The sequence below is a fragment of the Reyranella humidisoli genome, from assembly GCF_019039055.1.
GTDB classification, from domain to species: domain Bacteria; phylum Pseudomonadota; class Alphaproteobacteria; order Reyranellales; family Reyranellaceae; genus Reyranella; species Reyranella humidisoli.
This window is the reverse complement of record NZ_JAHOPB010000002.1, coordinates 1-24,951: the sequence shown is the minus strand read 5'-3', so window position 1 is coordinate 24,951 and position 24,951 is coordinate 1. Positions and strand designations below refer to the sequence as shown.

Below are 24,951 nucleotides of genomic sequence, written 5' to 3'. Positions count from 1 at the left end.
GCATCACGATCTGCTCGACCGAGTCGAAATCCTGCGTGCACGCCGATTCCAGATCGTACCAGAGCTTGGCAGTCTCGCCTTCAGCGGGATGGGGGCGTGAACCCCTTGCTGCGGATCTTCTTCTCGAGGGCGGCAATGCCGGCAGCGGTGTTGCCCTTGTCGCACTTGTCGACGCCATCCATGATGTCGAAGCTTGGACGGTTACCGCCATTGAAGCTGCTGTCGCCCGCGTATTGGGTCGCGTAGTTAGCGAGCTTCTTGCAATAGGCCGCATCGTCGCTTTGCGCCATGGTCTGGCTGGCCAGAAAGGCGGACAGGGAAATCAGAACGGTAAAACGTGTCATTGATCGGGCTGCTCACTGAATAGCCAGCGAATCGGAAAGCCGTGTTCGACGCGCGATATGCTTGGTTTGCTCAGGCAAACAATAGGCTGACCTATTCGATCCCGTCACGCGAAAAACCGTTCATCCTTTCCCGTGGATCGGCCGCCGTTCGTGATGCGCTGACTACGACCGGCAGTCCTTGAGGTGGAGGAGGGCTTCGCGCACCGCAGGGTCGAGCCCCTCCCCACCCGCGTCGAGATGGGCGACGATGGCGTCTCGCATGGAAGGCGGCCAGAACTTCAGGAGGTGCGTGGCGATGGCCGATGGAGCGTCCAGGCGCCGCTGAGGGGTGAAGAACCTGCCGATCTGGTTGGCCATCGTCACCAGTTTTTCCGCCGACATGATGGCTACTCCGCCGCGATGCGCCGGCTGCGCCGGGCCCGATCGGCATACTCCTTCTGCCAGTCGCCCGGACCGTTCGAGGGCGCCACCTGCACCGCCGTGACCTTGTATTCGGGGCAGTTCGTCGCCCAATCCGAGATGTCCGTCGTGACGACATTGGCCTGCGTGTCGGGATGATGGAACGTCGTGTAGACGACGCCCGGCGCCACCCGATCGGTGATGTGGGCGCGCAGGCTGGTGCTGCCGACGCGGCTGTCGAGCCTGACCCAATCGCCGTCGCGCACGCCGCGCTGCTCGGCATCGTGCGGATGGATCTCCAGCAGGTCGTGGTCATGCCACAGGACATTGTCGGTGCGTCGCGTCTGGGCGCCGACATTGTATTGGCTGAGGATGCGGCCCGTGGTGAGTAGCAGCGGAAAGCGCGGTCCCGTGCGCTCGTCCGTCGGCACATACTCGGTGATCAGGAAGTTGCCTTTGCCGCGGACGAAGCCGCCGACATGCATCACCGGCGTGCCGAGTGGAGCCTTCTCGTTACAGGGCCACTGGACGGATCCGACCCGGTCGAGAAGGTCGTAGGAAACGCCCGCGAAGCCGGGCGTCAGAGCCGCGATCTCATCCATGATCTCCGAGGGATGCCGGTACGGCATCGCGAACCCCATCGCCGCGGCGACCGCCAGCGTGACCTCCCAGTCGGCCATGCCGCTCTTCGGTGCCATCACGCGGCGCACGCGGTTGATGCGGCGTTCGGCGTTGGTGAACGTACCGTCCTTCTCGAGAAACGTGGAACCCGGCAGGAAGACGTGGGCGTAGTTCGCCGTTTCGTTCAGGAACAGATCCTGGACCACGACGCATTCCATGGACGAAAGCGCCCGAGCGACATGCGCGGTATCGGGATCCGACTGCAGGATATCCTCGCCCTGGACGTAAAGGCCCTTGAAGCTGCCCTCGATCGCGGCGTCGAACATGTTGGGGATGCGCAGGCCCGGTTCCGAATCGAGGGGGCGCCCCCACATCGTCTCGAACGTCTCGCGCACCTGATCGTCGGAGACGTGGCGATAGCCGGTGAGTTCATGGGGGAACGATCCCATGTCGCAGGCGCCCTGGACGTTGTTCTGGCCGCGCAGCGGATTCACGCCAACGCCCGGCCGGCCGAGATTGCCCGTCGCCATGGCAAGGTTGGCAATGGCCATGACCGTCGTGGTGCCCTGGCTATGCTCGGTTACCCCGAGCCCGTAGTAGATCGCGGCATTGCCGCCGCCCGCGTAAAGCCGCGCGGCACCGCGGATCGCCTCGGGATCGACACCCGCCACCGTGCCGACCGTCTCGGGGCTGTTCTGCGGCTCCGAGACGAAGGCAGCCCAGTATTCGAAGGCATCGCGGTCGCAGAACTCCCGCACGAACCGTTCGTTCACCAGGCCTTCGGTGACGATCGTATGGGCGAGCGCGTTCATCACCGCCGTATTGGTGCCGGGCCGCAGCGGCAGGTGATGGTCGGCTTCGACGTGCGGCATCCGCACGAGGTCGATGCGGCGCGGATCGATCACGATCAGCTTCGCGCCCTGGCGGAGGCGCTTCTTCATGCGCGAGGCGAAGACCGGATGCGCATCCGTCGGGTTGGCGCCAATCACCACCATCACGTCGCAATGCTCGACCGAATCGAAGTCCTGGGTGCCGGCCGATGTGCCGAATGCCTGCGCGAGGCCGAAGCCCGTCGGCGAGTGGCAGACGCGCGCGCAGGTGTCGACATTGTTGTTGCCGAAGCCGCCGCGGATCAGCTTCTGCATCACGTAGGTTTCCTCGTTGGTGCAGCGCGAGGAGGTGATGCCGCCGATGGCCAGGCGCCCGTGTTTTTCCTGCAGCCGACGGAACTCCGACGCGACCCGGCCGATCGCGTCGTCCCAGCTCACTTCGCGCCACGGTTGGTCGATGCTCTCGCGGATCATCGGCTTCACGATGCGATCCCTGTGATGGGTATAGCCCCAGGCGAAGCGGCCCTTGACGCAGGAATGCCCTCGATTGGCCTTGCCGTCCTTCCACGGCACCATGCGCACCAGCTCCTCGCCGCGCATCTCGGCCTTGAAGCTGCAGCCGACGCCGCAATAGGCGCAGGTCGTCACCACCGAATGTTCGGGCTGCCCGATCTCGATCAGGCTCTTCTCCGAGAGCGTCGCCGTCGGACAGGCCTGGACGCAGGCCCCGCACGACACGCATTCGGAACTCAGGAAATCGTCGAGCGAGGCGCCGGGCGACACCTTCGATTCGAAGCCGCGCCCCTGGATGGTGAGCGCGAAGGTACCCTGCACTTCCTCGCACGCACGCACGCAGCGCGAGCAGACGATGCACTTGGAAGGGTCGAAGGTGAAATACGGATTGCTCTCGTCCTTCTCCTGCTTCGTATGGTTCTCGCCCTCATAACCATAGCGCACGTCGCGCAGCCCGACGGCGCCAGCCATGTCCTGCAACTCGCAATCGCCATTGGCGGCGCATGTCAGGCAGTCGAGCGGATGGTCGGAGATGTAAAGTTCCATCACGCCGCGGCGAATCTTCTTCAGCCGCTCGGTTTGCGTCGACACGACCATGCCGGCCGCCACCGGCGTCGTGCACGAGGCGGGCGTGCCGGCCCGGCCTGCAATCTCGACGAGGCACAGGCGGCAGGAGCCGAAGGCCTCCACCGAATCGGTGGCGCAGAGCTTGGGCACCTGGATGCCCGCCTCCACCGCCGCGCGCATGATGGAGGTGCCTTCGGGAACCGCGACGGTCCGGCCGTCGATGACGAGCGAGACCTGCACCTCGTCGCGGCTGGCGGGCGTGCCGTAGTCGGTTTCGGAAACGAGCGGCATCGCGTGCTCCTATCCCGCGGCCACGGCCGTGGCTCGGCGGACAAAATCCTCCGGAAAGTGCCGCAGGGCGCTCATCACCGGATAGGGCGTGAAGCCGCCCAGGGCGCACAGCGATCCGAACTTCATGGTCTGGCAGAGATCCTCGATCAGCTCGAGGTTTGCCGCGACGCGTTCGCCCCGCTTGATCTTGTCGATGGTCTCGACGCCGCGCGTCGAGCCGATGCGGCAGGGCGTGCACTTGCCGCAGGATTCGATGGCGCAGAATTCCATGGCGAAGCGCGCCTGCCGCATCATGTCGACGGTCTCGTCGAAAACGACGATGCCGCCATGGCCGATCAGGCCGTCGCGCGCGGCGAAAGCCTCGTAGTCGAACGCCGTGTCGAACAACGCGCGCGGGAAGTAGGCGCCCAGAGGCCCGCCGACCTGCACTGCCCGTACCGGCCGGCCGCTTCGTGTGCCGCCGCCGATCCCGTCCACCAGCTCGCCCAGCGTCACGCCGAACGCCGTCTCGAAGAGGCCGCCATGCCTGATGTTGCCGGCCAGCTGGATGGGCATGGTGCCGCGCGATCGTCCCATCCCGAAGGCCGAATAGGCCTCGGCGCCCTCGGCCAGGATCCACGGCACGGTGGCCAGCGAGACCAGGTTGTTGACGACCGTCGGCCGGCCGAACAGGCCCGTGTGTGCCGGCAGCGGCGGCTTGGCGCGAACCTGTCCGCGTTTGCCCTCGATGCTCTCCAGCAGCGCGGTCTCCTCGCCGCAGACATAAGCGCCGGCGCCGACGCGGACCTCGATGTCGAAACCGGCCTCCCCGCCCAGCAGCCCGTCGGCTTCGGCGAGCAACACGGCGCGCTCGAACGTGCGCACGGCATCGGGATATTCGGAGCGGATGTAGACGAAACCCTTGGACGCGCCGACGGCGAGGCCGGCGATCGCCATGCCCTCGATCAACGCGAAGGGGTCGCCCTCCAGAAGCATGCGATCGGCGAAGGTGCCGGAATCGCCTTCGTCGGCGTTGCAGACGACATACTTCCGGTCGGCCGATGCATCGGCCACCGTCTTCCACTTGATGCCCGTCGGGAAGCCTGCGCCGCCGCGGCCGCGCAGGCCGGACTTCGTGACTTCCTCCAGGGTCTTCGCCGGGCCGAGGCTGCGGGCGCGTTCGAGGCCGCGGCCACCGCCATGGGTGCGCCAATCGGCGAGCGACAGTGGATCGACGATGCCGCTGCGCGCGAAGGTGAGCCGCGTCTGGCGCTTCAGAAAGGGAATGTCCTCGGGCCGACCGAGATACAGGGGATGGCCGGCGCCAGCTGTCAGCAGGCCCGACGCATCGCCGGGCCTTACGGGGCCGAAGGCGATGCGCCCATCCGGCGTTTCGACTTCGACCATCGGCTCCAGCCAGAACAAGCCGCGCGAACCGGTGCGCACGATCTGGATTTCGATGCCGCGCCGCCTGGCCTCGTCGCACAACGCGGCCGCGACCTTGTCGGCACCGACGGCCCGGGCGGCGGCGTCGCGTGGCACGAAGAAGCGCCTTGTCATCGCGAAACCTCGCGCACGATCTCGCCGATTGACCCTTCGTTCAACCGCGCCATCGGCTCTCCGTCGAGCATCGCCGCGGGTGCGGAGGCGCACAGGCCCAGGCAATAGATCGCCTCGACCGTGACCGTACCGTCGGGCGTCGTGCCGCCCCATTCGAGGCCAAGGCGATCCAGCAGGCGGCGCGCCAGGCCCTCTCCGTCCATCGACTGGCATGCCTCGGCGCGGCAGATCTTCAGCACATGGCGGCCCGCCGGCCGGTCACGGAAGTCGTGATAGAAGGAGACGACACCGTGCACCTCGGCGCGCGTGACGTTCATCGCCTGCGCCAGGAAGGGGATTGCCGGCTCCGGCACACAGCCGAACGACGCCTGGATATCATGCAGGATCGGCAGCAGGCGTCCCTCCCGCCCCTCGTGCCGGCGGACGATCTCGCTCGCCGCTGCTTCATCCCACTGCACCGACACCCGAACTCCACCGCGAGAGCCGCCGGCGGGTTGCCGGCTCCACAGGCAGAATGCTCGGCGCTCGGGACGGCGGTCTCAATAAAGGTGTTCGGTGGTGCGATAGAACAAACCTATCGACCGCGGCTGCCGGGCTGGAGAGCGCCCTTCAGACCGGCGAGGCGGCGAGCCGGGTGGCCTCGGCGACCAGAGCGTTTGCGAGGGGAGTCATCGGCTCGCGTCGGGGCACGACGAGGCCGATCGAATGCGTCGCATCAGGTTCGACGATCGGAATCGAGCGCAGATGCTCGGTGAGGCCAAGCGTGTCGGCCAGCTTCTGCGGCATCACGCTGGCCCAGCGGCCGGTCCGGACATGCGAGAACAGCACGATCATCGAGTTGGATTCGAGCGTGGGATCGGCCTGGCCCCCGGCCTCGTGCAGGAGCTGGTCGATGATGCGCCGGTTCTGCATGTCGGGAGTCAGCAGACAGAGCGGGATGCGGCCGACCTCGGCCCAGGTGACGCTGTCGCGATCGCCGAGCGGGCTGCTCTCGGACGTGAGCAGACGATACTGCTCGGTATAGAGCGGCACCGCCCGCAGCCGCCCGAGCGGCTCGTTGTCGATATAGGTCAGGCCGGCATCGACCTCGAGATTCTCCAGCATCGCCAGGATCTCGATCGAGGTGCGCGAGAGGATGGTGAACTTAACGTTGGGATGCCTCGCCCGGAACGGCGTGGTGAGCGCCGACACCATGGCAAGCGCCGTCGGTATCGCCGCAATGCGCAGCCGGCCGCTCAGCCCCTTGCGCAACGACGTCACTTCCTGCCGCATCGCACGCGTGTCGGCCACGATACCGCGCGCCCAGTCGAGCACGCGATCGCCTTCCGGCGTGAAGCCGATGAAGCGCGAGGTCCGCTGCACCAGCATCACGCCGAGCATGTCCTCGAGGCTCTTGATGCCGGCGGAGAAAGTCGGCTGGGTGACGCCGCACAGTTCGGCCGCCTTGCTGAAATTCCGCTCCTGGGAGAGCGCAAGCAGGAATTCCAGTTTGTCGATCATTGAAGGAGATTAGCCCAAAACCATCGTTCCCGCTGCCCCGCCCGGGAAGGCAGGGTCGGTCGGCGGGCGCCCAGTCGATCTACATGGCCATCCTGGCCTTTTCAGCCTCCTGCTGTAGGCTCCACGGCGCGCGGTAGCCGGCACGCCAGTCGGGCGGGAGTTCGCAGGGACGCAGGTCGAAGCTCGCATAGGTCGCCGGCTTGCCGCGAACGATGTCGCCCATGTGCGGGCTGGTGATCGGCGAGGGCACATAGCAGAACGAATCGGCCGACGAATAGACCGGCAGGAGCAGCGGGCGCGCCGCGCTCGACATGTTCTGCGTCGAGCCGTGGATGGTGCGGCAGTTGAGCAGCAGGGTCGTACCCGGCCCGCCGGTGGCGCGCTTCACCTCGCTCTCGCGGATCTGCCGGGCATCGGCCTCGCGCAGCGCGACCGCGAAGCCGCCCTTCTCATCGTACATCGTGAAGAGCGGCCCCTCATGGCTGCCCGGCACGAAGGCCAGCGGCCCCTGTTCGTCGGCACAGCCGTCGATATAGACGCCGACGGTGACCGGGCTGTAATCGGTGTGCGGCCACGCCTGGATGTCCTGGTGCCACTTGAATTCGCGGCTGCCCTTGCCCGCCTTCACGTTGAGCTTGGCATGGTGGAACTTCACGTCCGGACCGACGACGTCGGCCACCAGGTCGGTCATGATCGGGTCGGACATGAAATCCCAGAACGCCGGATGCTGGTCCTGCGGCGACGTCACGCGATGCAGGCGGGGATCGGAGGCCGAATGGCCCTGCTCCAGCACGAATACGTCGCCCGACCGGGTTTCGGCACGGCTGCGGTCGACGACCTCCGTCATCGCGCCCCGAAGGCGCCCCAGCCATTCGGCCGACACATAATTCTCAAGGACGAGGTAGCCATCGCGGAAATACGCAGCGCGCTGGTCCTCGGTAAGGACCAGGGGTTTGTGCTTCAGGACGTCCTGGGGTTTCATCGAACGTTTCCTTCTCCGGGCGTGTTCTTGCGACACATGTCGGAGACGTTGCCGGGCGCCGATGGCCGCCGGCAAGGGAAACCGTGACGCCGTGCCGCAGAACAAGACCTCGCGCCCGTTACGCCGCTCTGTTCGGAAATACCCATGTTAGTGTTCCGAACGAGCGAAGACAGGACGCGAATGACGACAGGCAGTGTGGCGATCGGCATCATCGGTGCCGGCATCATGGGCGAGCGGATGCTCAACGCGATCCTGCAGCAGGATCCGGCAAGGGTGCACGCCTGCGGTCTCTGGGACCCGGCGCCTGCCGTTCTGCAGCGCATGCAGAAGAACTTTCCGCAGGTGCGGCAGATGAGCGATGCGGCCGGGCTGATCTCGGCCAGCGACTGCGTCTACATCGCCTCGCCGCCCGCCGCGCATCTCGCGCATGCCCGCGCTGCGCTGACTGCGGGCAGGACAGTCTTCTGCGAGAAGCCGCTTTCCATCGACGTCGCGGACGCACGGGCCTTCGTGGCCCAGGCCGGCGACCTGGGCGCGGTTAACTTCCCCTTCGCCTCCTCCCTTGCCGTCGCGGCGATCCGGAACTGGATGGACGCGGGCGACGTCGGCACGCCCCAGCGCGTCGCCATCGACGTGGGCTTCGCCGCCTGGCCCCGACCGTGGCAGGCCGACGCAGCAGGCTGGCTCGACCGGCCAATGCAGGGCGGCTTCACGCGCGAGGTCGTCTCGCATTTTCTTTTCCTTGCGCGACGCCTCGTCGGGCCGCTGCACGGCCTGAAGGGCCATACTGTCTTTCCAGAGGATGGCAGGTCGGAACGGCGGATCGAGGCGACGCTGCAGGCCGGCGACCTGCCGGTGACGCTCGCGGGTGCCATCGGCGCGACCTCCAAGGACGACCACAATGTCTGGATGCTGGAGGGCGACCGGGGTGCCGTGCGGCTGCGTGACTGGTCGATCGCGGAGCGCCGCCAGCCCGACGGCACATGGCAGCCGGCGCCCGATGCCCTTCCCAACGAGCAGGCCCGCCCCCTGGCGCTCAGGCGCCAGCTCGAAGGCGTGGTGAATCTCGCGCGCGGCAAACCTCATCATCTCGCCACGCTTCGCGAAGCGCTCGACGTGCAGGAAGTCGTGGAGGCCCTTCTTCGATCCGGTCCGGCATGAAGACGCCGGTTATACATGCCAACGCCCCGGGCTCTTCGCGGCGTGCCGTCCTGGCGGCGCTGCTGGCCCTGCCGGCGGGAGCCGGGGCAAGGTCCGCGATCGCCCAGAGCGATTCCTGGGCGGCTCTGCGCCGGCCCGGGTCCTTCGCGCTGATCCGACATGCGCTGGCGCCCGGAACCAACGACCCCTCGGGCTTTCGCCTCGACGATTGCGCGACGCAACGCAATCTTTCGGCCGAGGGCCGCGCGCAAGCCGTCCGCATCGGCGAACTCTTCCGCGCCAACGGCATTGCCGCCGCCGACGTCCATTCCAGCCAATGGTGCCGCTGCCTCGAGACCGCGACGCTGATGAAGCTGGGCGAGACACGACAGCAACCCCTGCTCAATTCCTTCTTCCAGGACCGCACGCGCGAAACCCAACAGATCGAGGCGCTGCGGCAGTGGATCGGGCAGCTCGATCTCGCGAGACCGACGGTGTTCGTCACTCATCAGGTCGTGGTCACCGCACTCAGCCAGATCTTTCCCGGCAGCGGGGAAATCGTCGTGATGCAGCGCGCGACGGATCGCCGCCTGTCGGTCCAGGGCCGGCTGCCGACCGCCTGACCGTTCAAAAACAGCGCCGACTCCTTCATCGATCGCCGATGTCTGCACTGCCCCGCGCCGCCGAAGGCTGCTATGAGCGCGCCGCCCCGCCTTCCGCGGATATGTGAAACAGCCGCGCATGCGCACGACCAAACCGCCGATCTGGCTACTGATGAGCGCCACTGTGTGCTCGCAGATGGCACTGACCATCTTCCTGCCGTCGCTGCCGACCATCGCGGGCGACCTCGACGTCTCCTACGGCACCGCCCAGCTGACGCTGTCGATCTACCTGTTCGCCTTCGCCTTCGCCCAGCTGGCCGTGGGCCCGCTCTCGGACAATCTGGGCCGCCGCCCGCTCCTGCTGGCCAGCCTCGTCGTGTTCACCGTCGGCAGCGTCTGCTGCGCACTGAGCCCGACGATCGAGACGCTGATCGCCTCGCGCCTGGTTCAGGCCTGCGGCGCCTGCGGCGGCGTGGTGCTGGGCCGCGCCATCGTCCGCGACAGCCGGACCGGTCCCGATGCCCCGCGGGCGATGGGCTACATGGCCTCTTCCATGGCGCTTGCGCCGGCGCTCTCGCCGCTGCTGGGCGGGCAACTGCTCGGCTTCTTCGGCTGGCGCAGCAATTTCTGGTTCACGGCCGCCTGCGGGTTCGCCGTGCTGGTCTTCGTCTGGCGCATCCTCGGCGAGACCGCACCGAAGGCGGCACCGCGCACGACGGGCGTGGTGCGCGACTATATCGATGGCTTCAGCGCGGTGCTGCGGGAGCGCCGGTTCCTCGGTCTCATGATCGCGACGACCTGCGCTTCGGCCGGCTTCAATGTTTTCTTCTCCGGCGGCCCCATCCTGCTGATCCAGGTGATGGGCGTGGGCGCCGAACTGTTCGGCTGGTTCACGCTGGCCTGGGCGGGCAACTTCGTCCTCGGCAGCCTGGTCTCGAGCCGCCTGCAGGGTCGGGTAAAAAGCCTGCTCCTGATCCCGGTGGGCCAGGGCATCCTCACCCTCGGCGCCGTGGCGATGATCGCGACGGCCGCCCTGGGCTACGTCACGCCGCTGGCGCTGATCATCCCGTTGGTGCTGATGGGCTGGGGCAACGGCCTCAACATGCCCAACGCGATGGCGAACGCGCTGTCCGCCGTGCCCGCCACCCGCGTCGGCGCGGCCTCGGCGCTCATGGGCTTCGTGCAGATGATCACCGCCGCGGTGCTGACCCTGCTGGTCGGCTACGTGCCGCACGACACGCAGATGAACATCGGCATCGGCGTCGCCGTGACCGGCATCGTCGGTCTGCTCGGCTGGTGGACGTTGGTGCGCCGGCCGGCAGCCTGAAGGGATCGACCGTCAGGCAAGGCAATCGCGCAGGAGAGCCACGGTCCGGCGACGGGCCTCGCGGGCGGCGTCTTCGTTGAAGGGCGGGTAACCCTGGCGGTTGAAGCCGTGCTCCGTGCCTGGATAGACGTGGATGTCGACTCCCGCCTCGCCGCCCATGCGTGCTCGAATCGCCGCCACCGTGGCCTCGGGGACGTGCGGATCGTCACTGGCGAACTGCATCAGGATCGGGCACCCCCGCTTGCCGGCCTCGTCGAGATGCTGGTCGATATGGACGCCGTAGTAGCTCACGGCGGCGTCGACCGGCAGGCGGGTGCTCGCGAGGTAGGCGAACTTGCCGCCGAGACAGAAGCCCATCACGCCGACCTTGCCGGTGCAGTCCGGACGCGCGCGCAAAAACGCCACGATGTCGCCGAGGTCGCGGGTGAACTGATCGGTATCCAGTTCGGCCCACAGCGCGCGGGCCTTGGCGCGCCCCTCGTCGGTATAGGGAAGATAGCAACCCGCTTCCTGCCTCCAGAAAACGTCCGGTGCCAGCGCGATGAATCCGTCGGCGGCGTAGCCGTCGGCCACCGAGCGGATGTGCGGGTTGGTGTTGAATACTTCCGGCAGCACGACCAGCGCCGGCGCCGGCAGTCGCGCGGGCAACGCCAGGTATGCCGCAAACTGTTCGCCGTCGGCTGCCGTCAGCCTGATCTCCTCGCCCATGTCTTTTCCCTCTTTCAGATCCGGGCACCACGATAGACAGCCGACTTGGCGCCCGGAAGCAATGTCTTGCACGCGCCCGCCCGGTTGCTCGGAAGCGATCGCGCACTCATCATTGCCGCTAAGCCGCCAAGGGAAGAGGAACCATGCAATTCATCAACGCAAAGGACAGCCTCGTCGTGGACGCGATCGACGGGCTCCTGCGCAGCAGCGGCGGCGCCAACCTGGCGCGCCTCGACGGCTATCCCGGAATCAAGGTCGTACTCCGCACCGACCACAGGCCCGGCCGCGTGGCCATCGTCGCAGGCGGCGGTTCGGGTCACGAACCGGCGCACGCCTCCTTCGTCGGCAAGGGCATGTTGACTGCCGCAGTCTGCGGCGAGGTCTTCGCCTCGCCATCGATCGACGCCGTGTTCGCCGCGATCATGGCGGTGACCGGCAAGGGCGGCTGCCTCGTCATCTTCAAGAACTATACCGGCGACCGGCTGAACTTCGGCCTCGCGGTGGAACGCGCCCGCGCGCTCGGCCGGAAGGTCGAGGTCGTGATCGTGAAGGACGACATCGCCCTGCCGGATAGTCCCCAGCCGCGCGGCATCGCCGGCGTGATGTTCGTGGAAAAGATCGCCGGCCACTATGCCGAGAAGGGGGCGGACCTGAAGACGGTCACGGCCATGGCCCGGAAGGCTGCCGACGACCTGGTCTCGCTCGGGATTTCCCTGTCTTCCTGCACTCTTCCCGGAATCGGCCGCGAGGACCGCGTTCCCGCCGGCAAGGCCGAACTCGGCCTCGGTCTCCACGGCGAGCCGGGCGTCGACCTCGTGAGTTTCGAGAGCGCGCGCCAGGCGGCGTTGCTGCTCGTCGATCGCCTCTTCGCCGCAGCGAAGCCGGCGCGGTCCTACGCGCTGCTGGTCAACAACCTCGGCTCCACCACGCCGCTCGAAATGAACCTGCTCACCAACGAGGTGCTGGCGAGCCGCCGGGGGGCGAAAGTGAAGCTGGTGCTGGGCCCCGCAACGCTGGTGTCGTCTCTCGACATGCACGGCTTTTCCCTGAGCCTGCTGCCCCTGACGCCCGATTTCGAGAAGGCCCTGCTCTCGCCGGCGAGCCCGCTGGTCTGGCCGCCGATCCGCACGCACGTGAAGCCCAGGCTCGTGAAGCTGCCGCGGGAGATGAAAGGCAAGCCCGTCCGGGCGAGCCGGAATCCGGCGCTGAGCGCGCTGGTCAGCCGGTCCTGCGACATCCTCATCGCCGCAGAGAGCAAACTGAACGCGCTCGATGCCAAGGTGGGCGACGGAGATACCGGCTCGACCGTCGCGACGGCGGCGCGTCACCTGCAGACGGCGCTGCCGCTGATGCCGCTCGCCAAGCTCGACCTCTTCTTCGCGGCAACGAGCGAGGCGCTCTCCCGCTCCATGGGCGGGTCGTCGGGTGTGTTGCTCGCCATCTTCTTTTCGGCCGCCAGCCAGTCCGCCTCGGCGGGCGCCACCTGGCAGGATGCCCTGTCGGCAGGGCTTGCGAAGATGATGGCCTATGGCGGCGCGAAACCCGGCGACCGCACCATGATCGATGCCCTCGCGCCCGCTCTCGAGGCCCTGCCGGGGGGTCTCGATGCCGCAGCGAAGGCCGCACGTGCAGGCGCCGATGCAACCGCGCGGATGAAGTCGGCCCGTGCCGGCCGATCGAGCTATGTCTCTTCTTCGCATCTCGCGGGCATTGCCGATCCGGGGGCAGAGGCCGTCGCGACGATGCTGGAGGGCATCGCCGGAGTCCGCGGCATCACTTAAGGCGCAACGAGGTCCGGGCGAGGCGCGCGCGCTCACCGCCATCGCCCAGGCGCAACTGAACTATTCCGATTCACCTGATATCGCGGACTGGCACAACGGCACATGGGAGAGCGGCGTACAGCAGGCCCCGCTGGTGCAGACGACCTTTCCCAACGCCGCCGGCGCGGTATCCGTCAATGCCGGCGGAGACAGTCTCGACTTCACCAGCCAGGCCAGTGACTTCTATGCCTGAACGTCCCGCTTTGCGGGCCAGGTCGCGCAGGAGCCGTTCGACGACGCTCTGGTGACGCTCTTCGACCAGCAATCCCAGGGCACGCTCGGCCAGTTGACGGTCGACGCCGGCGATGCGCTTTCGGTGGCGATCAATGGCAGCCTCGCCTCCGGAGCGGCGGGGCTGCTCACAAGCGACTTTGGATTCAACGATATCCAGACCGCCGACGGCAACTCAGTCCGTCTGGGCCCGGCCGGTTGCGGTCGCCGAGACGGTCGTTGCCCCCATCGACGATCCGTCGCCAACCGGCACGACGATCGTGCGCCTGCAGCAAGCCGACACCATCTCCCCGCTCGGCGGCGGACCATCCCGACTTTTCAGAAGCAATGGGTTTTGCCCCGTTTAGAGGGTTCATCCCGGGAATGTCGGTTGAATAGGGAGTGCCGACCCTGCAACATGCGCGGCAATTCGGACGCCATAAAAACAAGGCGCCGTATCCAGGGAGGATTTCATGTTCCGACGCACCGTAGCAACGGGCGCTGCATTGGCGTTGCTCGTCGCTGTCCCCGCCTTCGGCCAGGCCATTCCGAAAGAGATGTCCTGGACCGCCTACGATACCGGCTCTTCCGGCTTCAATATCGCCGTCGCGATCGGCCAGCAGTTCAAGAACGTGCTCGGAACAGACGTCCGCGTCCTGCCATCGGGCAACGACACCGGACGCCTGGCGCCGGTGAAGGCGAACCGTGCCGTCATCTCGCAGATGGGCATCGGTACCTACTTTGCGCAGGAGGGCGTCTTTGAGTTCGGCACCAGGAGCTGGGGGCCGCAGGCAACCCGCTTGATCATGGCGGCGACGGCATGCAACGGGCTCGGCCTGGCCGTGGCCAAGGACACCGGCGTCAAGGAGGTCAAGGATCTCAAGGGCAAGCGCCTCGGTATCGTGGTCGGTTCACCGGCCCTGAGCCAGGGTGTCATCGCCCTGATCGCTTTCGGCGGCCTGACCGAGAAGGACATGACGCCGGTGCAGTTCTCCTCCAACAACGCCATGTGGAAGGGCCTCATCAACAACGAGGTCGACGCCCTCCTGACCTCGACGATCTCGGGCCAGTCGAAGGAGGCCGACAGTTCTCCACGCGGCATCATGTTTCCGCCGATGCCGGCCACCGACAAGGAAGGCTGGGCCCGCGTCCACAAGAAGGCACCCTACTTCGTGCCCGTGAAGGCGACATGCGGCGCCGGCGGCCTCTCGCCACAAACGCCAGTCGAGATGGCCGGCTATGCCTATCCGATCTTCATGACCTACGCCGACCGCTCCGCCGACACGATCTACGCCATCACCAAGGCGATGATCGACACGTTCGATGCCTACAAGGGCGGCGCGCCGGGGGCCGAGGGCATGGCGCTGTCGTTGCAGAACCTGACCTGGGTCGTGCCCTATCACGACGGCACCATCCGCGCCTTCAAGGAGAAGGGCGTGTGGACGGACTCGGCGCAGAAGCACAACGACAACCTGGTGAAGCGCCAGCAGGTCATGATCGATGCCTGGAAGGCCTACGCGACCGGCGCACCGTCGGATGACAAGGCCTTCGCGGAGGGCTGGCTGAAGGCACGCGGCGCCGCTCTCCAGAAAGCCGGGATGGACGTCGTCTTCGAATAAAGGGGACGTCCGTCATGACCGATCAAGCCGTGCGGGTCGTCCTGGACGACCCGCACAAGACCGGTCCGGCCGAGGCCGAGACCCTGCGCACCCGCACGCTCTCCGGCGTGTGGCGGTGGCTGCTCGTGGCATTGACGGCGGTCACCATCTTTCTCTGCATCAACCAGCAGTTCACCCTGCGCTTCTTCGTCGGATTCACGCCCCTCAACACGGAGTACTTCTACCTCCTGATTCTCTGCATGCTGCCCTTCACCTTCGTGATCTTTCCGGGCAGCGCCAGGGCCTCCGTCGACCGGGTCGCCTGGTACGATGTCGTGTTGTTCGTGGGAACGGCCGTCGCCTCGTTCTACCTGATGATCAACATCCGCAAGGCCGCCGAACTCGGATGGGAGTTCGGCGATCCGCCCGAACCCGTGATCTGGGCGGGCTACCTGATGTGGATCGTGCTCATGGAGGCGCTGCGACGGACGGGCGGCTGGAGCCTGCTCCTGAGCATCTTCCCCTTCACGGTCTATCCGCTTTTCGCTGGCGCCTCGTGGCTCGGGCCGCTCAAGGGCAACCAGTCGACGCTCGATCAGACCACCGCCTACCACATGCTCTCCACGGAGAGCCTGCTCGGCATACCGATCCAGGCCTTCGCCGATGTCGTCATCGGGTTCCTGGTGTTCGGCACGGCGCTCATGATGACCGGCGCCGGCAAGTTCTTCATCAACCTCTCGTTCGCGCTGTGCGGTACGTTCCGCGGCGGCGCCGCCAAGGTCTGCATCTTCGCGTCGGGCCTGCTCGGCATGATGTCCGGCAGCATCGTCAGCAATGTCCTCACCGCGGGCACCATGACGATTCCCACCATGAAGCGGACCGGCTTCAGCCCCTCCTACTCCGGTGCCATCGAGGCCTGCGCCTCGACGGGCGCGGTCTTGGCGCCGCCGGTGATGGGCGCCACGGCCTTCGTGATGGCCCAGTTCCTGGGCACGACCTACTCCGAGGTCGCCCTTGCCGCCATCATCCCGGCCTTCCTTTTCTATGCCGGCCTGTTCATGCAGGTCGATTCGTACGCCGCGCGCCGCGGCCTGAAGGGTCTGGAGCGGCACGAACTTCCCAGCGCCTGGCAGGCCTTCAAGGAAGGCTGGTACTACGCCTTCGTCATTGCCCTGCTGATCGTCATGCTGCTGTACTTCAAGCGCGAGAGCCATGCGCCCTTCTATGCGACGGCGCTGCTGCTGGTCCTGAACCAGTGGTCGCAACCCGGCCGATGGAAGATCGCCAACACGATCAACATCGCCATCGCCCTGCTTGCCGCTGCCGTGATGACCGTCCGGAGCGAAAGCTATCCCAAGGCGCTGGCGGCCTCCGGGCCCGGCACCTTCGACGCCTGGATGAATGCGATGCTGCTGCCGGCGCTGGGCGGGATGGTGGTGTTGCTTGTGCTGAACGAGATCTGGGGAGACAAGCGCTGGGGGCTGCGCAAGTACATTTCCTTCCTCGAGGCGAACGGCCGGACCTTCGTCGAGCTGGTCGGAATCCTCGCAGGCTGCGGCCTGCTGATCGGCGCCTTCTCGCTGACCGGCGTCATCGCCTCGCTGGCCAACGACCTGCTCAACATCGCCGGCAGCAACGTCCTTCTGCTCCTGGTCATGTGCGCCTTCACCAGCCTGATCCTCGGCCTCGGGCTGACCACGACCGCCTGCTACATCTTCCTCGCCATCCTGATCGGGCCGGCCCTCGAGAAGCTCGGCCTCAACAAGATGGCCGTCCACATGTTCATCTTCTACTGGGGCATGCTGTCGTCGATCACGCCGCCGGTTGCCATCGCCTCGTTTGCGGCGGCCGGCATCGCCGGGGCGCCGGCGATGAAGACGGGATGGGAATCGATGTGGGTGGGAAGCATCATCTATTTCATACCGTTCTTCTTCGTCGCCAATCCGGCTCTGGTGCTTCAGCCGGCGGCCGGCGGCGGCATCCCCTACTTCGAGGCGATCTACTTGGCCGTCACAGCCCTCGTCGGGATCTCCTTTATCTGCGGAGGCATCCAGGGCTATCAGGTCGGCGTCGGAGATCTCCGGCGCACAGGCATGCTCGAATGGCCCCTGCGCATCGCGCTTGTGCTAGGCGGTCTGGTCCTCGCGACGCCCGGCGGCGGCATCATGCCGCTCAGCAATACGACGATGGAACTCATGGCCGCCGCCATCCTCGTTCCCACCGTCCTCATCGCGCTCTTGCTCGTCCGCCGCACCCGGGCGGCCTAGGACAGAAAGGAAGCGGGCGTTCCGGACCGTATTCGCGCAGGCGATGGGTTGGCCACGAGCTTGGGCTCGTTCGGTCAACACAATCTCTGCCTGTTTGCGAGAGTAACCATTGGGAGTCCCACGTGGCGCGGTTTCTCGATGACGCACATCAATGGCTGACTCAGTATGCTGGCTAGTAGTTGTGGCTTCGAGAGCATATCGACCATAGGAAACGCTGGAGGTTTGTCATGCCGGTTACTCAAAGCGCCCGCGAGCGCATCCTCAGCACAATTTCCTCACTCTGCACCATTGCTCGACTTGACTACCTATATATCGGCTACACGAGAAAGCCCGCGACCGCACATGCGACAGATTCGGCACGCATTAAGTTTCCATTTCACGTAGTACTTGCTGATCGCCTAACTCAGTCCGAGGCTATTGAGCTAGAAGACTGCCTCTTCAAGGCGGTGACCCGCAACAAACGCTCTATTGAGTACCGCAAGTATCATCCGGAAAAGCGCGACGGCCCCTCTCGCAAGAGTTATGGCGGGCACAAGTCACCCACCAGCTCCCGCACTCACTCGGTGTACTGCACCTGGTGCGTAAAATAGCACTACGGCGCAATGATCACCGGTCGTCGCGACTTCGCGGAATGGGGAAAGAGGTCACTCAGTACAAAGCAAGTATTTGGTACTGAGTTGGAAGAAGCTCCAGGACGCCCCGCTTCCAATATGAAAGCATGAGTCGAGTGTGCGCCTCACTCAATGGAAGGCGCAACCACGCGGGCAGGCCCAGTCCATACAAGGCGCGCTTCCGCCGGGAGGCCGCTCGCTGAAACGCCATAGATTTCCGCGCGCTCCAGTGGTTCAATTGATCGTGACATGATCAACAAGAACGGCAGGGAGCTGAGCATCCTTGAAGCCAAGCGCCTGACCGCGATCCTGAACGAGCCGGACGAAATGCAGATGGGCCGCGCCGCCCAGCGCGATGGCCGCAAGGTCGGCGACAGGCTGGTGCTGAATCGGCTCGGCCAGCCCTACACGAAGGACGGCCTCGACTCGTCGTTAGACCGGATCAGGCGGCAGCTCGTGAAGGACGGCAAGACTCGGCCGGGCCTGACTTTCCACAGCCTACGAAAGAGCCTTGGCAAGGCCGCGGCCGACGCAGGCTTCAGAGAGAACGATATCGCCTGCGCGCTCGGCCAAGCCAATCCGGCAAGCGTCCGTATCTACACGCAGGAGGCCGCCCGCAGTCAGGGCGCATGGCGAGTGTTCAAGACATTGAGCAAAAGGAAATGAACAGACCCGCCTCCTCTCGCACCTCGGAAAGAGATTGGGTGCCAATATTTGCTCTGCCAAACGTTAATTTCACCACTGCAGTTGAAAGCAAGTTCGCGCTACTCTGCGGATTGAGCGATAAGCGACTGCAACAGGCGCTGAATCAATCGGCGACGTTTGCGGAATTCGTGTCGCGCTTTACCGATGCATTTGGACGGCAAGTAACGCCGAGCGTTTTGCTCCTGAAGGCTTCTGCGCCCCGCGCATTTTATACAATCACTGCGCTAGCGGGTTTTCGAGACATTGTGGCGATGTCGACGATACCGCTCAATCGCGCACTATGGCTCCAATACCGGACTTTGCCGAAGGTCGCCTATTCAAACACCTTCAGTCTCTATCCTTGGTCTCCAAGCAAGGATGAAAAGCATCTTGTACTGAACACATCTGCAATGCTTGCGATTGACGATGTCAAAAACTTCCAAGGACAGGCATCGCCCGAGCTATCGTCTCATCAGCTATCCGCCGACGACCTCGATGCTCCGCTGCTATCCTCTCTGGTTGACCACTGGGAGAAAACATTCACTCGCTCAAGGGGCCGCGACTGGAAGCAACAGGCCTTATTTCGATCTCTGAATATGGCAAGCCAAGCCGCACAAATCCCGACGTCGGCCCAAGTGTCGCTCTACGACTCGGGTAGAGCGATCGCGTTGTGGGTTAGTGCATTTGAAATCCTCGTACATCCGGGTCCTAATCAACGAGCCGACCAGTACCTGGTTTTTGAGCTACTCGAGCAGGTCAAATGGGAAATCACCTCTCACTCCCATCGCCGATTCGACGTTAGGAAGAAGAATAGTCAAAAGCCTTCGAAGCGGATCTATGCATCCTGGCTCTATGCCCGTCTAAATTGGCTGCGGAATCAATTCCTGCACGGGAACGCCGTGAAAGCCGACATGCTACGGCTTCCGAAAAATGCTGGCCCGATCGAGTATTATGCGGCTCCGCTCTATCGATTAGCTCTCTCTGCGTTCCTGAATCTGAGCTGGCAGAGGCCGTTTCCACCAGTAGCCGATGCACATGCATTCGCTAAGCATTGCAGTGACCTATCTGACTACATGGTTCCGCAACGTCAGATAGAAGACGCATTGACAGTAGCCAGATCAGGATGGCGAGTGCGGAATGATGCACGACGTAGAGCGTAAGAAATGGCTCACTAATCAGTTGAGATTTGCTCAGGAGCCACGCATGTGGCTCGCGACTGCAGAGGGTCTAGCGGCTGCGGCACAGGTAGTTCTAGCTCACGTCATGGCAAAGGTTGAAGCCCATGCATAGGCGGAAAAGACTGCCCTGGCTGAATGCGAGTGGATAGGTCTAGAAAATTTCACGGTCGACGGTATGGCTATCATCGATGCGGTGCCACCCGACTTCCAGCCAGCATGTCTGCTATACGACTATGCCCTTGAAAGCCTTTTCAAGGGCATAGTCGTCGCAAAGGATCCGAGCATGATCCACGATTTGAAGCTCGCAGTACCGACTACTCATGCTCTCGTAGCCCTTTCTAAAGAGGCAGATTTTTCAATCACATCGACGGACGAGGATAACCTTGACCGGCTGACTGTCATCACGACATGGTCAGGGCGGTACCCTGTCGCAAGGGACATCCAGAAATGGCATGGCGTGCCATTAGACAGGGCTGCGATATTCCCCCTCTCAATTCGGTCAGTGGCCGAAATTCAGGAGCTGGTGGCTCGGATACCTCAAGAGCCGGAGAACTTACCGCTCGCTACGAGACCGTCGATCAACGCTGGTCGTATTTGAAGGTCGCGAGTGAACGCTGATTCCAACAACTTGGAGAGAACGTGAATAGAACGAGACTTTGGAAAAACGGTGCGAAGAAGCGTGGAAAACCGCTCAACTCGGCACTCGATTTGGGAGGCGATGATAGGCCTAAAACGTTCGCCACTTGAACTAAAGGCGAATGGTGCCCAGGGGCGGAGTCGAACCACCGACACTGCGATTTTCAGTCGCATGCTCTACCAACTGAGCTACCTGGGCATGCCGTCCGTTGGAGGCGGCGCTTATAGGACGCGTCAGCCTCGCTGTCCAGACGGTCCGTCCCCTCTGTTTTCAGCATCGTCCTCGCCCGGAACCTCGTCGGTTTCGATGCGATAGCCTTCCTTCAGCCAGCGGCCGAGATCGATGTCGGCGCAGCGCTTGCGGCAGAACGGCTTGTATTTCGGGTCCGCAGGCTTTCCGCAGGTCGGACATTTCGGCTCGATGCGCACGGCGCGCAGCGGCACGTTCCGGTCAGTCATCGCTCTTCTCCAGCGCCTCCAGCTGGGCCGCCAGGGTCGGGCCGCGCCGGGCGCGGGTCAACTCGAAGAGGCCCAGGCGGGTGAAGCCGTAGATCTGGGTGGGCACCGGGTCGGCCGCCAGCGCCTCCGCCAGCGCCGCCTGGACCTTGTCGCGGTCGTAGGCGCTGCGCATGGTGACGAAATCGATCACCACCGCGCCCGCGATGTTGCGCAGGCGCAGTTGCTGGGCGATCGCCGGTGCCGCCTCGAGATTGACCTCGACCGGCCGGCGCGGCGCCCGCCCCTGGCGGCCGCCGGCGCCGGCACTGTCGACATCGACGGCGCACAGCGTCTCGCCCGGCTCGAACAGCACTTCGACGCCGCTCTCCAGCGCGATGCGCTGCGCCAGCGCGGTGTCGATCTGGCCGGCGACATCGTCGATGTCGAAGGCCGGCATCGAGCCGTTGTGCCAGCGGACGCGGATCTTCTCGCCCAGACGGTCCATCTGGTCCTGTAGCGTGCGGGCCATGGTGCGATCGTCGATGATCACCTCTTCGAGGGTGGCGCCGTGGTCGCGAAGCGCGTGCGCGATCGGATCGCGCTCGCCGGGCACGCGCGAGGACAGGTCGGCCGGCGGCTGGATGTCGAGCGCCAGGCGCCTGATCTTCTCCCACCGCTCCAGCACGCTGGTGGCATCGGCCCGCAGCACCTCGGCCGTCGCGCCCGCCGCGGCGGTGCGCAGCACGATGCCTCCTTCGAGCAGACCCTCGACATGCGCTCTGAGCCGGTCGCGCTCGGACTCGCCCTCGATGCGCCGCGAGAAGGTCACGCCCGAGCCGTTGGGGCGATAGACGAGATAGCGTCCGCTGACGGCGACGTTCATCGACAGTCGTGGACCCTTGTCGCCCTCGCCGTCGTTGCGCACCTGTACCAGCAGCGGAGCGCCGGGCGGCGGCCAGCCGTCGCTGCCCGAGCGGTCCTCGGCGCGCAGGAAGCCCGCGCGGCCGATGCCGATGTCGACGAAGGCCGCGTCGAGGTCGGTCATTACCCGTTCGAGCCGGCCGAGAAAGATGCCGTCGACCCGCGAGGGCTTGTCGCGACGCACGACCTGCAGTTCGGCCAGGCGCCCGTCCGACACCAGGGCCATCAGGAACGCCTTGGGCAACACATGGCAGACGAGCCGGTCGATCCGGCTCATCGGGCCACCGCTTTCAGCAATGCCACCGTCTCGAACAGGGGCAGCCCCACGACGTTGCTGTATGAGCCGGACAGGAACGCCACGAAGGACGCGGCGCGGCCCTGGATGGCATAGCCGCCGGCCTTGCCCTGCCATTCGCCGCTGGCGAGATAGGCGTCGATCTCGGGCTTCTCCAGCCGCTTGAAGCGCACGACGGTCTCGACGAGCCGCGTCTGCACCCGTCCGCCGGGGCCGGCGACGGCGACGCCGCCCAGCACGCGATGGCGGCGGCCCGACAGCCGCATCAGGCAATCGCGCGCCTCCGCCTCGTCTTCCGTCTTGGGCAGGATACGGCGACTGCACACCACGACGCTGTCGGCCGCCAGCACGAGGGCGCCGGGATGACGCTGCGCCACGACGTCGAGCTTGGCGCGCGCCATGCGCAGCGCATAGGCGCGCGGCAGCTCCCGCGCGTGCGGTGTTTCGTCGATGTCGGCGGGGTCGATCGTCGCGGGCTCGTATCCGACCTGCCGCAGCAGGTCGAGCCGTCGCGGCGACGCGGAGGCCAGTACGAGCGGGGGGATCGGCGGGGCGCTCAACGCCTACTTGAAGCGGAAGGTGATTCGGCCCTTGGTCAGGTCGTACGGCGTCATCTCGACGGTCACGCGGTCGCCTGCCAGTACGCGGATGCGGTTCTTGCGCATCTTGCCCGACGTATGGGCGAGAATGATGTGGTCGTTGTCGAGTTTCACCCGGAACATCGCGTTGGGCAGCAACTCCGACACCACACCGGTAAATTCGATCAGGTCTTCCTTGGCCATCCGGCCTCCGGCTGGGGTGAATTTCTGGAAAGCGGCCGGAAAATGGGCCGCAGGCGGGGGTAAGTCAATGGTGGCGGCCGGGGAACAGCGGGTATGCCCGGTCTTCTCATGCGCGTCCGCCTCCCCTATACAGAGCGCGGCTGCGGACGCCCGGGAAAAAAGGACCCCATGAAGATGAACGCAACGTGCATGTCCGGCCTTGTGGCCGCCCTGGTCCTGACGCCGGCGCTCGCCTTCGCCCAGGCGCCGGCCCCCACGGCGCCGAAGGCTCCCAACGCCATCAGCCATCCCGCCCAGAAGACCATCGGTAAGCCGACAACGCGGCAGTACTCGACGGCCCTGATCGTCATCAATGCCCGCGGCGCCAAGCTCGACGGCCAGAAGCTGGTGCTCGACGGCGTCCTGCCGACCGCCACGCTGTTCACCAGCCGCCCGACCCGCTCGGTCGGCCACATGGTGACGCCGGACATGGCCGACATCTGGCGCACCGGCAGCTTCGCCAAGGATGCCCCCAACGCCACGGTCTCGGTGTTCCACAAGGACGGCGGCAACGTCTCCGACCTCGTCGTCACGCTGAAGACCGCCAAGCTCGAGGGTGACAAGCTGACCTTCGACGTCGACGTGCTGGAAGGCAGCCTCGGCGCCGCCGACGGCCCGGCCTCTGTGTTCATCGACACGATCTGGTTCGGCATCGGCTCGCACGGTGCGCAGTATTACGGCCAGAGCCAGACCACCGGCGGCGAGACGCCGGCGATCGGCGATCCGGACGGCACCAGCACCTTCAGCGGCTGGTCCAACCCCTCGCCGACGCAGCCCGTCAATCCGTATGGCCGCGGCGGTGGTGGTGGCGGCTACAACAGCGGCGCCGGTGCGCCGCCGCCGCCCGACATCGATCCGCGTTACCAGCAGCGCTACAACGCGCCGACCTGCGGCAAGCCGCCTCTCCTGCCCTGCTACTGAGCCGTACGGTGAAGAACATGAACAGCTTCCGTCTCTCCGTCGCTCTCGCCACGGCCGCCGCAACGCTCGGCCTCGCCTTCGGCGCCGCCGCGCAGACCCCGCCGGCCGCTCCCGCCGTGCAGGGCCTGCCCAAGGTCGTCGGCGCCTCGCAGCACCCGCGCCTCATCCCCTCGATGTTCGTGCTCAACGCCCGCAGCGCCAAGCTGCAAGACAAGAAGCTGATCCTCGAGGGCGTGGCGCCCAGCGTCATCGTGTTCGCCGACCGCCCGGTGCGCTCGGCCGGTCACGCGATGCTGCCGCATGTGCTCGAGGAGTGGACGCTGAACGCGCCCAACTCCTTCGCCAAGGATCCGCCCAACGCCACCGTCTCGGTGCTGAACAAGGCAAAGGCCAGCGTCGTCGATGCGGTCGTCACCCTGAAGTCGCCGAAGCTCGAAGGCGACAAGCTCACCTTCGACGTCGAGGTGCTTGAAGGCGATCTCGCTGGCGCCGACGGCGGCGCCTCGGTGTTCATGGACCTCGTCAACCTGCCGGTGACGCGCCGCAGCTCGAACCGCGCGGCGTGGTACGCCGGCGCCGCCCCGACTCGCTGACTCTGTCCTTACAAACGCTTGCACGACGCGGGTGTCTCACCTGCGCGTGCGAGCGGGAGTCAGCCACAATCCACTCATGATTCGGGACGGAAATGACTCCGGTGAAGGCGCTCCAGTGTGGCAGCGCTTCGCACCGAGGAGAGTCATCATGAACCGCACATTGCTCGCAATTTCCCTGGTTGGCGCTGCTGTCCTTGCGACGACTGCAGTCCAGGCGCAAGGCATGCCGAGCGGCCGCGAGCCCGGCGCCGAGCCGGGCAGCACCCGCACGCCGACGGCAGCCCCGAACTGGACGCCGACTGCCGAGGGCGCGATCGCGCGCCAGCAGATCCACGACGCCGGCTACAACGGCGTCAGCATGCTGATGCGCAACGGCGACGGAAGCTCGCAGGGCCAGGCCCTCAAGGGCGACACCTACTACATGATCACGCTCGACCCGCAGGGACACGTCACCCAGCGCTAGACGCGACGGCTAGAGCGTTTCATTTCTTGAGGGAATCGGAGGGGATTCCCGATCTGTGCGGAATGTGATTCAAGATGCTGGCTGGGTAGGAGGCCAGTATCGATGCGTCCTCTCTCGAATGACCTGCGTGAG

Annotated in this window: 24 protein-coding genes and 1 tRNA gene; 12 read left to right on the top strand and 13 right to left on the bottom strand. The window is 65.5% G+C overall.

What is annotated here, in order from left to right; all coding sequences use genetic code 11:
- Positions 1-80 precede the first annotated feature (80 nt).
- The 7 genes from KQ910_RS18450 to KQ910_RS18420 form a co-directional block, all read right to left on the bottom strand.
- Positions 81-344: a hypothetical protein gene (locus KQ910_RS18450; RefSeq protein WP_216964070.1), complete on the bottom strand. Its 264-nt coding sequence runs from the start codon at positions 342-344 to the stop codon at positions 81-83.
- Positions 345-506: 162 nt separating this feature from the next.
- Positions 507-725 carry a formate dehydrogenase subunit delta gene (locus tag KQ910_RS18445; RefSeq protein ID WP_216964068.1) on the bottom strand — a complete coding sequence of 73 codons (219 nt, stop codon included), beginning with the start codon at positions 723-725 and terminating at the stop codon, positions 507-509.
- A 5-nt stretch (positions 726-730) separates the two neighbouring features.
- On the bottom strand, positions 731-3,565 hold the full coding sequence (gene fdhF / locus KQ910_RS18440; RefSeq protein ID WP_216964065.1) for a formate dehydrogenase subunit alpha: 2,835 nt from the start codon (positions 3,563-3,565) through the stop codon (positions 731-733).
- A gap of 9 nt (positions 3,566-3,574) precedes the next feature.
- On the bottom strand, positions 3,575-5,104 hold the full coding sequence (locus tag KQ910_RS18435; RefSeq protein ID WP_216964063.1) for a formate dehydrogenase beta subunit: 1,530 nt from the start codon (positions 5,102-5,104) through the stop codon (positions 3,575-3,577).
- Positions 5,101-5,568 carry a formate dehydrogenase subunit gamma gene (locus KQ910_RS18430; RefSeq protein ID WP_216964061.1) on the bottom strand — a complete coding sequence of 156 codons (468 nt, stop codon included), beginning with the start codon at positions 5,566-5,568 and terminating at the stop codon, positions 5,101-5,103. The genes KQ910_RS18435 and KQ910_RS18430 overlap by 4 nt, the downstream gene beginning before the upstream one ends.
- A gap of 145 nt (positions 5,569-5,713) precedes the next feature.
- Positions 5,714-6,604, bottom strand: a complete 891-nt coding sequence (locus KQ910_RS18425; protein WP_216964059.1) for a LysR family transcriptional regulator — start codon at positions 6,602-6,604, stop codon at positions 5,714-5,716.
- A 79-nt stretch (positions 6,605-6,683) separates the two neighbouring features.
- The gene (locus KQ910_RS18420; protein WP_216964057.1) at positions 6,684-7,586 is read right to left on the bottom strand and encodes a phytanoyl-CoA dioxygenase family protein; all 903 of its coding nucleotides are present in this window, start codon (positions 7,584-7,586) and stop codon (positions 6,684-6,686) included.
- Positions 7,587-7,766: 180 nt separating this feature from the next.
- Between KQ910_RS18420 and KQ910_RS18415 the strand changes: the two genes are divergently transcribed.
- The 3 genes from KQ910_RS18415 (at position 7,767) to KQ910_RS18405 (ending at position 10,655) form a co-directional block, all read left to right on the top strand.
- Positions 7,767-8,747: a Gfo/Idh/MocA family protein gene (locus KQ910_RS18415; protein WP_216964055.1), complete on the top strand. Its 981-nt coding sequence runs from the start codon at positions 7,767-7,769 to the stop codon at positions 8,745-8,747.
- The gene (locus KQ910_RS18410) at positions 8,744-9,349 is read left to right on the top strand and encodes a histidine phosphatase family protein (protein WP_216964053.1); all 606 of its coding nucleotides are present in this window, start codon (positions 8,744-8,746) and stop codon (positions 9,347-9,349) included. The genes KQ910_RS18415 and KQ910_RS18410 overlap by 4 nt, the downstream gene beginning before the upstream one ends.
- 118 nt (positions 9,350-9,467) lie before the next feature.
- Entirely contained in the window at positions 9,468-10,655 is a 1,188-nt protein-coding gene (locus tag KQ910_RS18405) for a multidrug effflux MFS transporter (protein WP_216964051.1), read from the top strand.
- A gap of 12 nt (positions 10,656-10,667) precedes the next feature.
- Here KQ910_RS18405 and KQ910_RS18400 read toward each other — a convergent pair whose 3' ends face one another.
- The gene (locus KQ910_RS18400) at positions 10,668-11,363 is read right to left on the bottom strand and encodes a dienelactone hydrolase family protein (RefSeq protein ID WP_216964049.1); all 696 of its coding nucleotides are present in this window, start codon (positions 11,361-11,363) and stop codon (positions 10,668-10,670) included.
- Positions 11,364-11,506: 143 nt separating this feature from the next.
- Between KQ910_RS18400 and KQ910_RS18395 the strand changes: the two genes are divergently transcribed.
- From KQ910_RS18395 to KQ910_RS18370, 6 genes are all read left to right on the top strand, one after another.
- The gene (locus tag KQ910_RS18395) at positions 11,507-13,144 is read left to right on the top strand and encodes a dihydroxyacetone kinase subunit DhaK (protein WP_216964047.1); all 1,638 of its coding nucleotides are present in this window, start codon (positions 11,507-11,509) and stop codon (positions 13,142-13,144) included.
- Between the two features lie 722 nt (positions 13,145-13,866).
- Positions 13,867-15,012 carry a TAXI family TRAP transporter solute-binding subunit gene (locus tag KQ910_RS18390; RefSeq protein ID WP_216964045.1) on the top strand — a complete coding sequence of 382 codons (1,146 nt, stop codon included), beginning with the start codon at positions 13,867-13,869 and terminating at the stop codon, positions 15,010-15,012.
- 14 nt (positions 15,013-15,026) lie between these two features.
- The gene (locus KQ910_RS18385; RefSeq protein WP_216964043.1) at positions 15,027-17,258 is read left to right on the top strand and encodes a TRAP transporter permease; all 2,232 of its coding nucleotides are present in this window, start codon (positions 15,027-15,029) and stop codon (positions 17,256-17,258) included.
- An 860-nt stretch (positions 17,259-18,118) separates the two neighbouring features.
- Positions 18,119-18,535: a tyrosine-type recombinase/integrase gene (locus KQ910_RS18380; RefSeq protein ID WP_216964041.1), complete on the top strand. Its 417-nt coding sequence runs from the start codon at positions 18,119-18,121 to the stop codon at positions 18,533-18,535.
- Positions 18,532-19,713 (top strand): hypothetical protein, encoded by a 1,182-nt coding sequence (locus KQ910_RS18375; RefSeq protein ID WP_216964039.1) that lies wholly within the window; start codon positions 18,532-18,534, stop codon positions 19,711-19,713. The genes KQ910_RS18380 and KQ910_RS18375 overlap by 4 nt, the downstream gene beginning before the upstream one ends.
- A 193-nt stretch (positions 19,714-19,906) precedes the next feature.
- On the top strand, positions 19,907-20,329 hold the full coding sequence (locus KQ910_RS18370; protein WP_216964037.1) for a hypothetical protein: 423 nt from the start codon (positions 19,907-19,909) through the stop codon (positions 20,327-20,329).
- 161 nt (positions 20,330-20,490) lie between these two features.
- Here the strand turns inward: KQ910_RS18370 and KQ910_RS18365 are convergent.
- The 5 genes from KQ910_RS18365 to infA all read right to left on the bottom strand — a co-directional run bounded on the left by KQ910_RS18365 (position 20,491) and on the right by infA (position 22,803).
- A tRNA-Phe gene (locus KQ910_RS18365) sits at positions 20,491-20,566 on the bottom strand.
- A 35-nt stretch (positions 20,567-20,601) separates the two neighbouring features.
- Complete coding sequence (locus KQ910_RS18360; RefSeq protein ID WP_216964034.1) at positions 20,602-20,826, bottom strand: DNA gyrase inhibitor YacG; 225 nt, start codon at positions 20,824-20,826, stop codon at positions 20,602-20,604.
- Positions 20,819-22,003, bottom strand: coding sequence for a ribonuclease E/G (locus KQ910_RS18355; RefSeq protein WP_216964032.1), 1,185 nt, complete (start codon positions 22,001-22,003; stop codon positions 20,819-20,821). Before KQ910_RS18355 ends, KQ910_RS18360 begins: the two co-directional genes overlap by 8 nt.
- Positions 22,000-22,581, bottom strand: coding sequence for a Maf family protein (locus tag KQ910_RS18350; protein ID WP_216964029.1), 582 nt, complete (start codon positions 22,579-22,581; stop codon positions 22,000-22,002). The genes KQ910_RS18355 and KQ910_RS18350 overlap by 4 nt, the downstream gene beginning before the upstream one ends.
- A gap of 3 nt (positions 22,582-22,584) precedes the next feature.
- Positions 22,585-22,803 carry a translation initiation factor IF-1 gene (gene infA / locus KQ910_RS18345; RefSeq protein WP_216964027.1) on the bottom strand — a complete coding sequence of 73 codons (219 nt, stop codon included), beginning with the start codon at positions 22,801-22,803 and terminating at the stop codon, positions 22,585-22,587.
- Positions 22,804-22,971: 168 nt separating this feature from the next.
- Between infA and KQ910_RS18340 the strand changes: the two genes are divergently transcribed.
- The 3 genes from KQ910_RS18340 to KQ910_RS18330 all read left to right on the top strand — a co-directional run bounded on the left by KQ910_RS18340 (position 22,972) and on the right by KQ910_RS18330 (position 24,819).
- Entirely contained in the window at positions 22,972-23,763 is a 792-nt protein-coding gene (locus KQ910_RS18340; RefSeq protein ID WP_216964025.1) for a hypothetical protein, read from the top strand.
- Positions 23,764-23,780: 17 nt separating this feature from the next.
- A complete protein-coding gene (locus KQ910_RS18335) occupies positions 23,781-24,356 on the top strand; it encodes a hypothetical protein (protein ID WP_216964023.1) in 576 nt (191 codons plus the stop codon).
- Positions 24,357-24,504: 148 nt separating this feature from the next.
- Positions 24,505-24,819, top strand: coding sequence for a hypothetical protein (locus KQ910_RS18330; protein ID WP_216964021.1), 315 nt, complete (start codon positions 24,505-24,507; stop codon positions 24,817-24,819).
- Positions 24,820-24,951: the final 132 nt, after the last annotated feature.

Coding starts and splice junctions, on each gene's coding strand:
- KQ910_RS18450 (WP_216964070.1), bottom strand. CDS start 344: ATGACACGTTTTACCGTTCTGATTTCCCTGTCCGCCTTTCTGGCCAGC.
- KQ910_RS18445 (WP_216964068.1), bottom strand. CDS start 725: ATGTCGGCGGAAAAACTGGTGACGATGGCCAACCAGATCGGCAGGTTC.
- fdhF (WP_216964065.1), bottom strand. CDS start 3,565: ATGCCGCTCGTTTCCGAAACCGACTACGGCACGCCCGCCAGCCGCGAC.
- KQ910_RS18435 (WP_216964063.1), bottom strand. CDS start 5,104: ATGACAAGGCGCTTCTTCGTGCCACGCGACGCCGCCGCCCGGGCCGTC.
- KQ910_RS18425 (WP_216964059.1), bottom strand. CDS start 6,604: ATGATCGACAAACTGGAATTCCTGCTTGCGCTCTCCCAGGAGCGGAAT.
- KQ910_RS18420 (WP_216964057.1), bottom strand. CDS start 7,586: ATGAAACCCCAGGACGTCCTGAAGCACAAACCCCTGGTCCTTACCGAG.
- KQ910_RS18415 (WP_216964055.1), top strand. CDS start 7,767: ATGACGACAGGCAGTGTGGCGATCGGCATCATCGGTGCCGGCATCATG.
- KQ910_RS18410 (WP_216964053.1), top strand. CDS start 8,744: ATGAAGACGCCGGTTATACATGCCAACGCCCCGGGCTCTTCGCGGCGT.
- KQ910_RS18405 (WP_216964051.1), top strand. CDS start 9,468: ATGCGCACGACCAAACCGCCGATCTGGCTACTGATGAGCGCCACTGTG.
- KQ910_RS18400 (WP_216964049.1), bottom strand. CDS start 11,363: ATGGGCGAGGAGATCAGGCTGACGGCAGCCGACGGCGAACAGTTTGCG.
- KQ910_RS18395 (WP_216964047.1), top strand. CDS start 11,507: ATGCAATTCATCAACGCAAAGGACAGCCTCGTCGTGGACGCGATCGAC.
- KQ910_RS18390 (WP_216964045.1), top strand. CDS start 13,867: ATGTTCCGACGCACCGTAGCAACGGGCGCTGCATTGGCGTTGCTCGTC.
- KQ910_RS18385 (WP_216964043.1), top strand. CDS start 15,027: ATGACCGATCAAGCCGTGCGGGTCGTCCTGGACGACCCGCACAAGACC.
- KQ910_RS18380 (WP_216964041.1), top strand. CDS start 18,119: ATGATCAACAAGAACGGCAGGGAGCTGAGCATCCTTGAAGCCAAGCGC.
- KQ910_RS18375 (WP_216964039.1), top strand. CDS start 18,532: ATGAACAGACCCGCCTCCTCTCGCACCTCGGAAAGAGATTGGGTGCCA.
- KQ910_RS18370 (WP_216964037.1), top strand. CDS start 19,907: ATGGCTATCATCGATGCGGTGCCACCCGACTTCCAGCCAGCATGTCTG.
- KQ910_RS18360 (WP_216964034.1), bottom strand. CDS start 20,826: ATGACTGACCGGAACGTGCCGCTGCGCGCCGTGCGCATCGAGCCGAAA.
- KQ910_RS18355 (WP_216964032.1), bottom strand. CDS start 22,003: ATGAGCCGGATCGACCGGCTCGTCTGCCATGTGTTGCCCAAGGCGTTC.
- infA (WP_216964027.1), bottom strand. CDS start 22,803: ATGGCCAAGGAAGACCTGATCGAATTTACCGGTGTGGTGTCGGAGTTG.
- KQ910_RS18340 (WP_216964025.1), top strand. CDS start 22,972: ATGAAGATGAACGCAACGTGCATGTCCGGCCTTGTGGCCGCCCTGGTC.
- KQ910_RS18335 (WP_216964023.1), top strand. CDS start 23,781: ATGAACAGCTTCCGTCTCTCCGTCGCTCTCGCCACGGCCGCCGCAACG.
- KQ910_RS18330 (WP_216964021.1), top strand. CDS start 24,505: ATGAACCGCACATTGCTCGCAATTTCCCTGGTTGGCGCTGCTGTCCTT.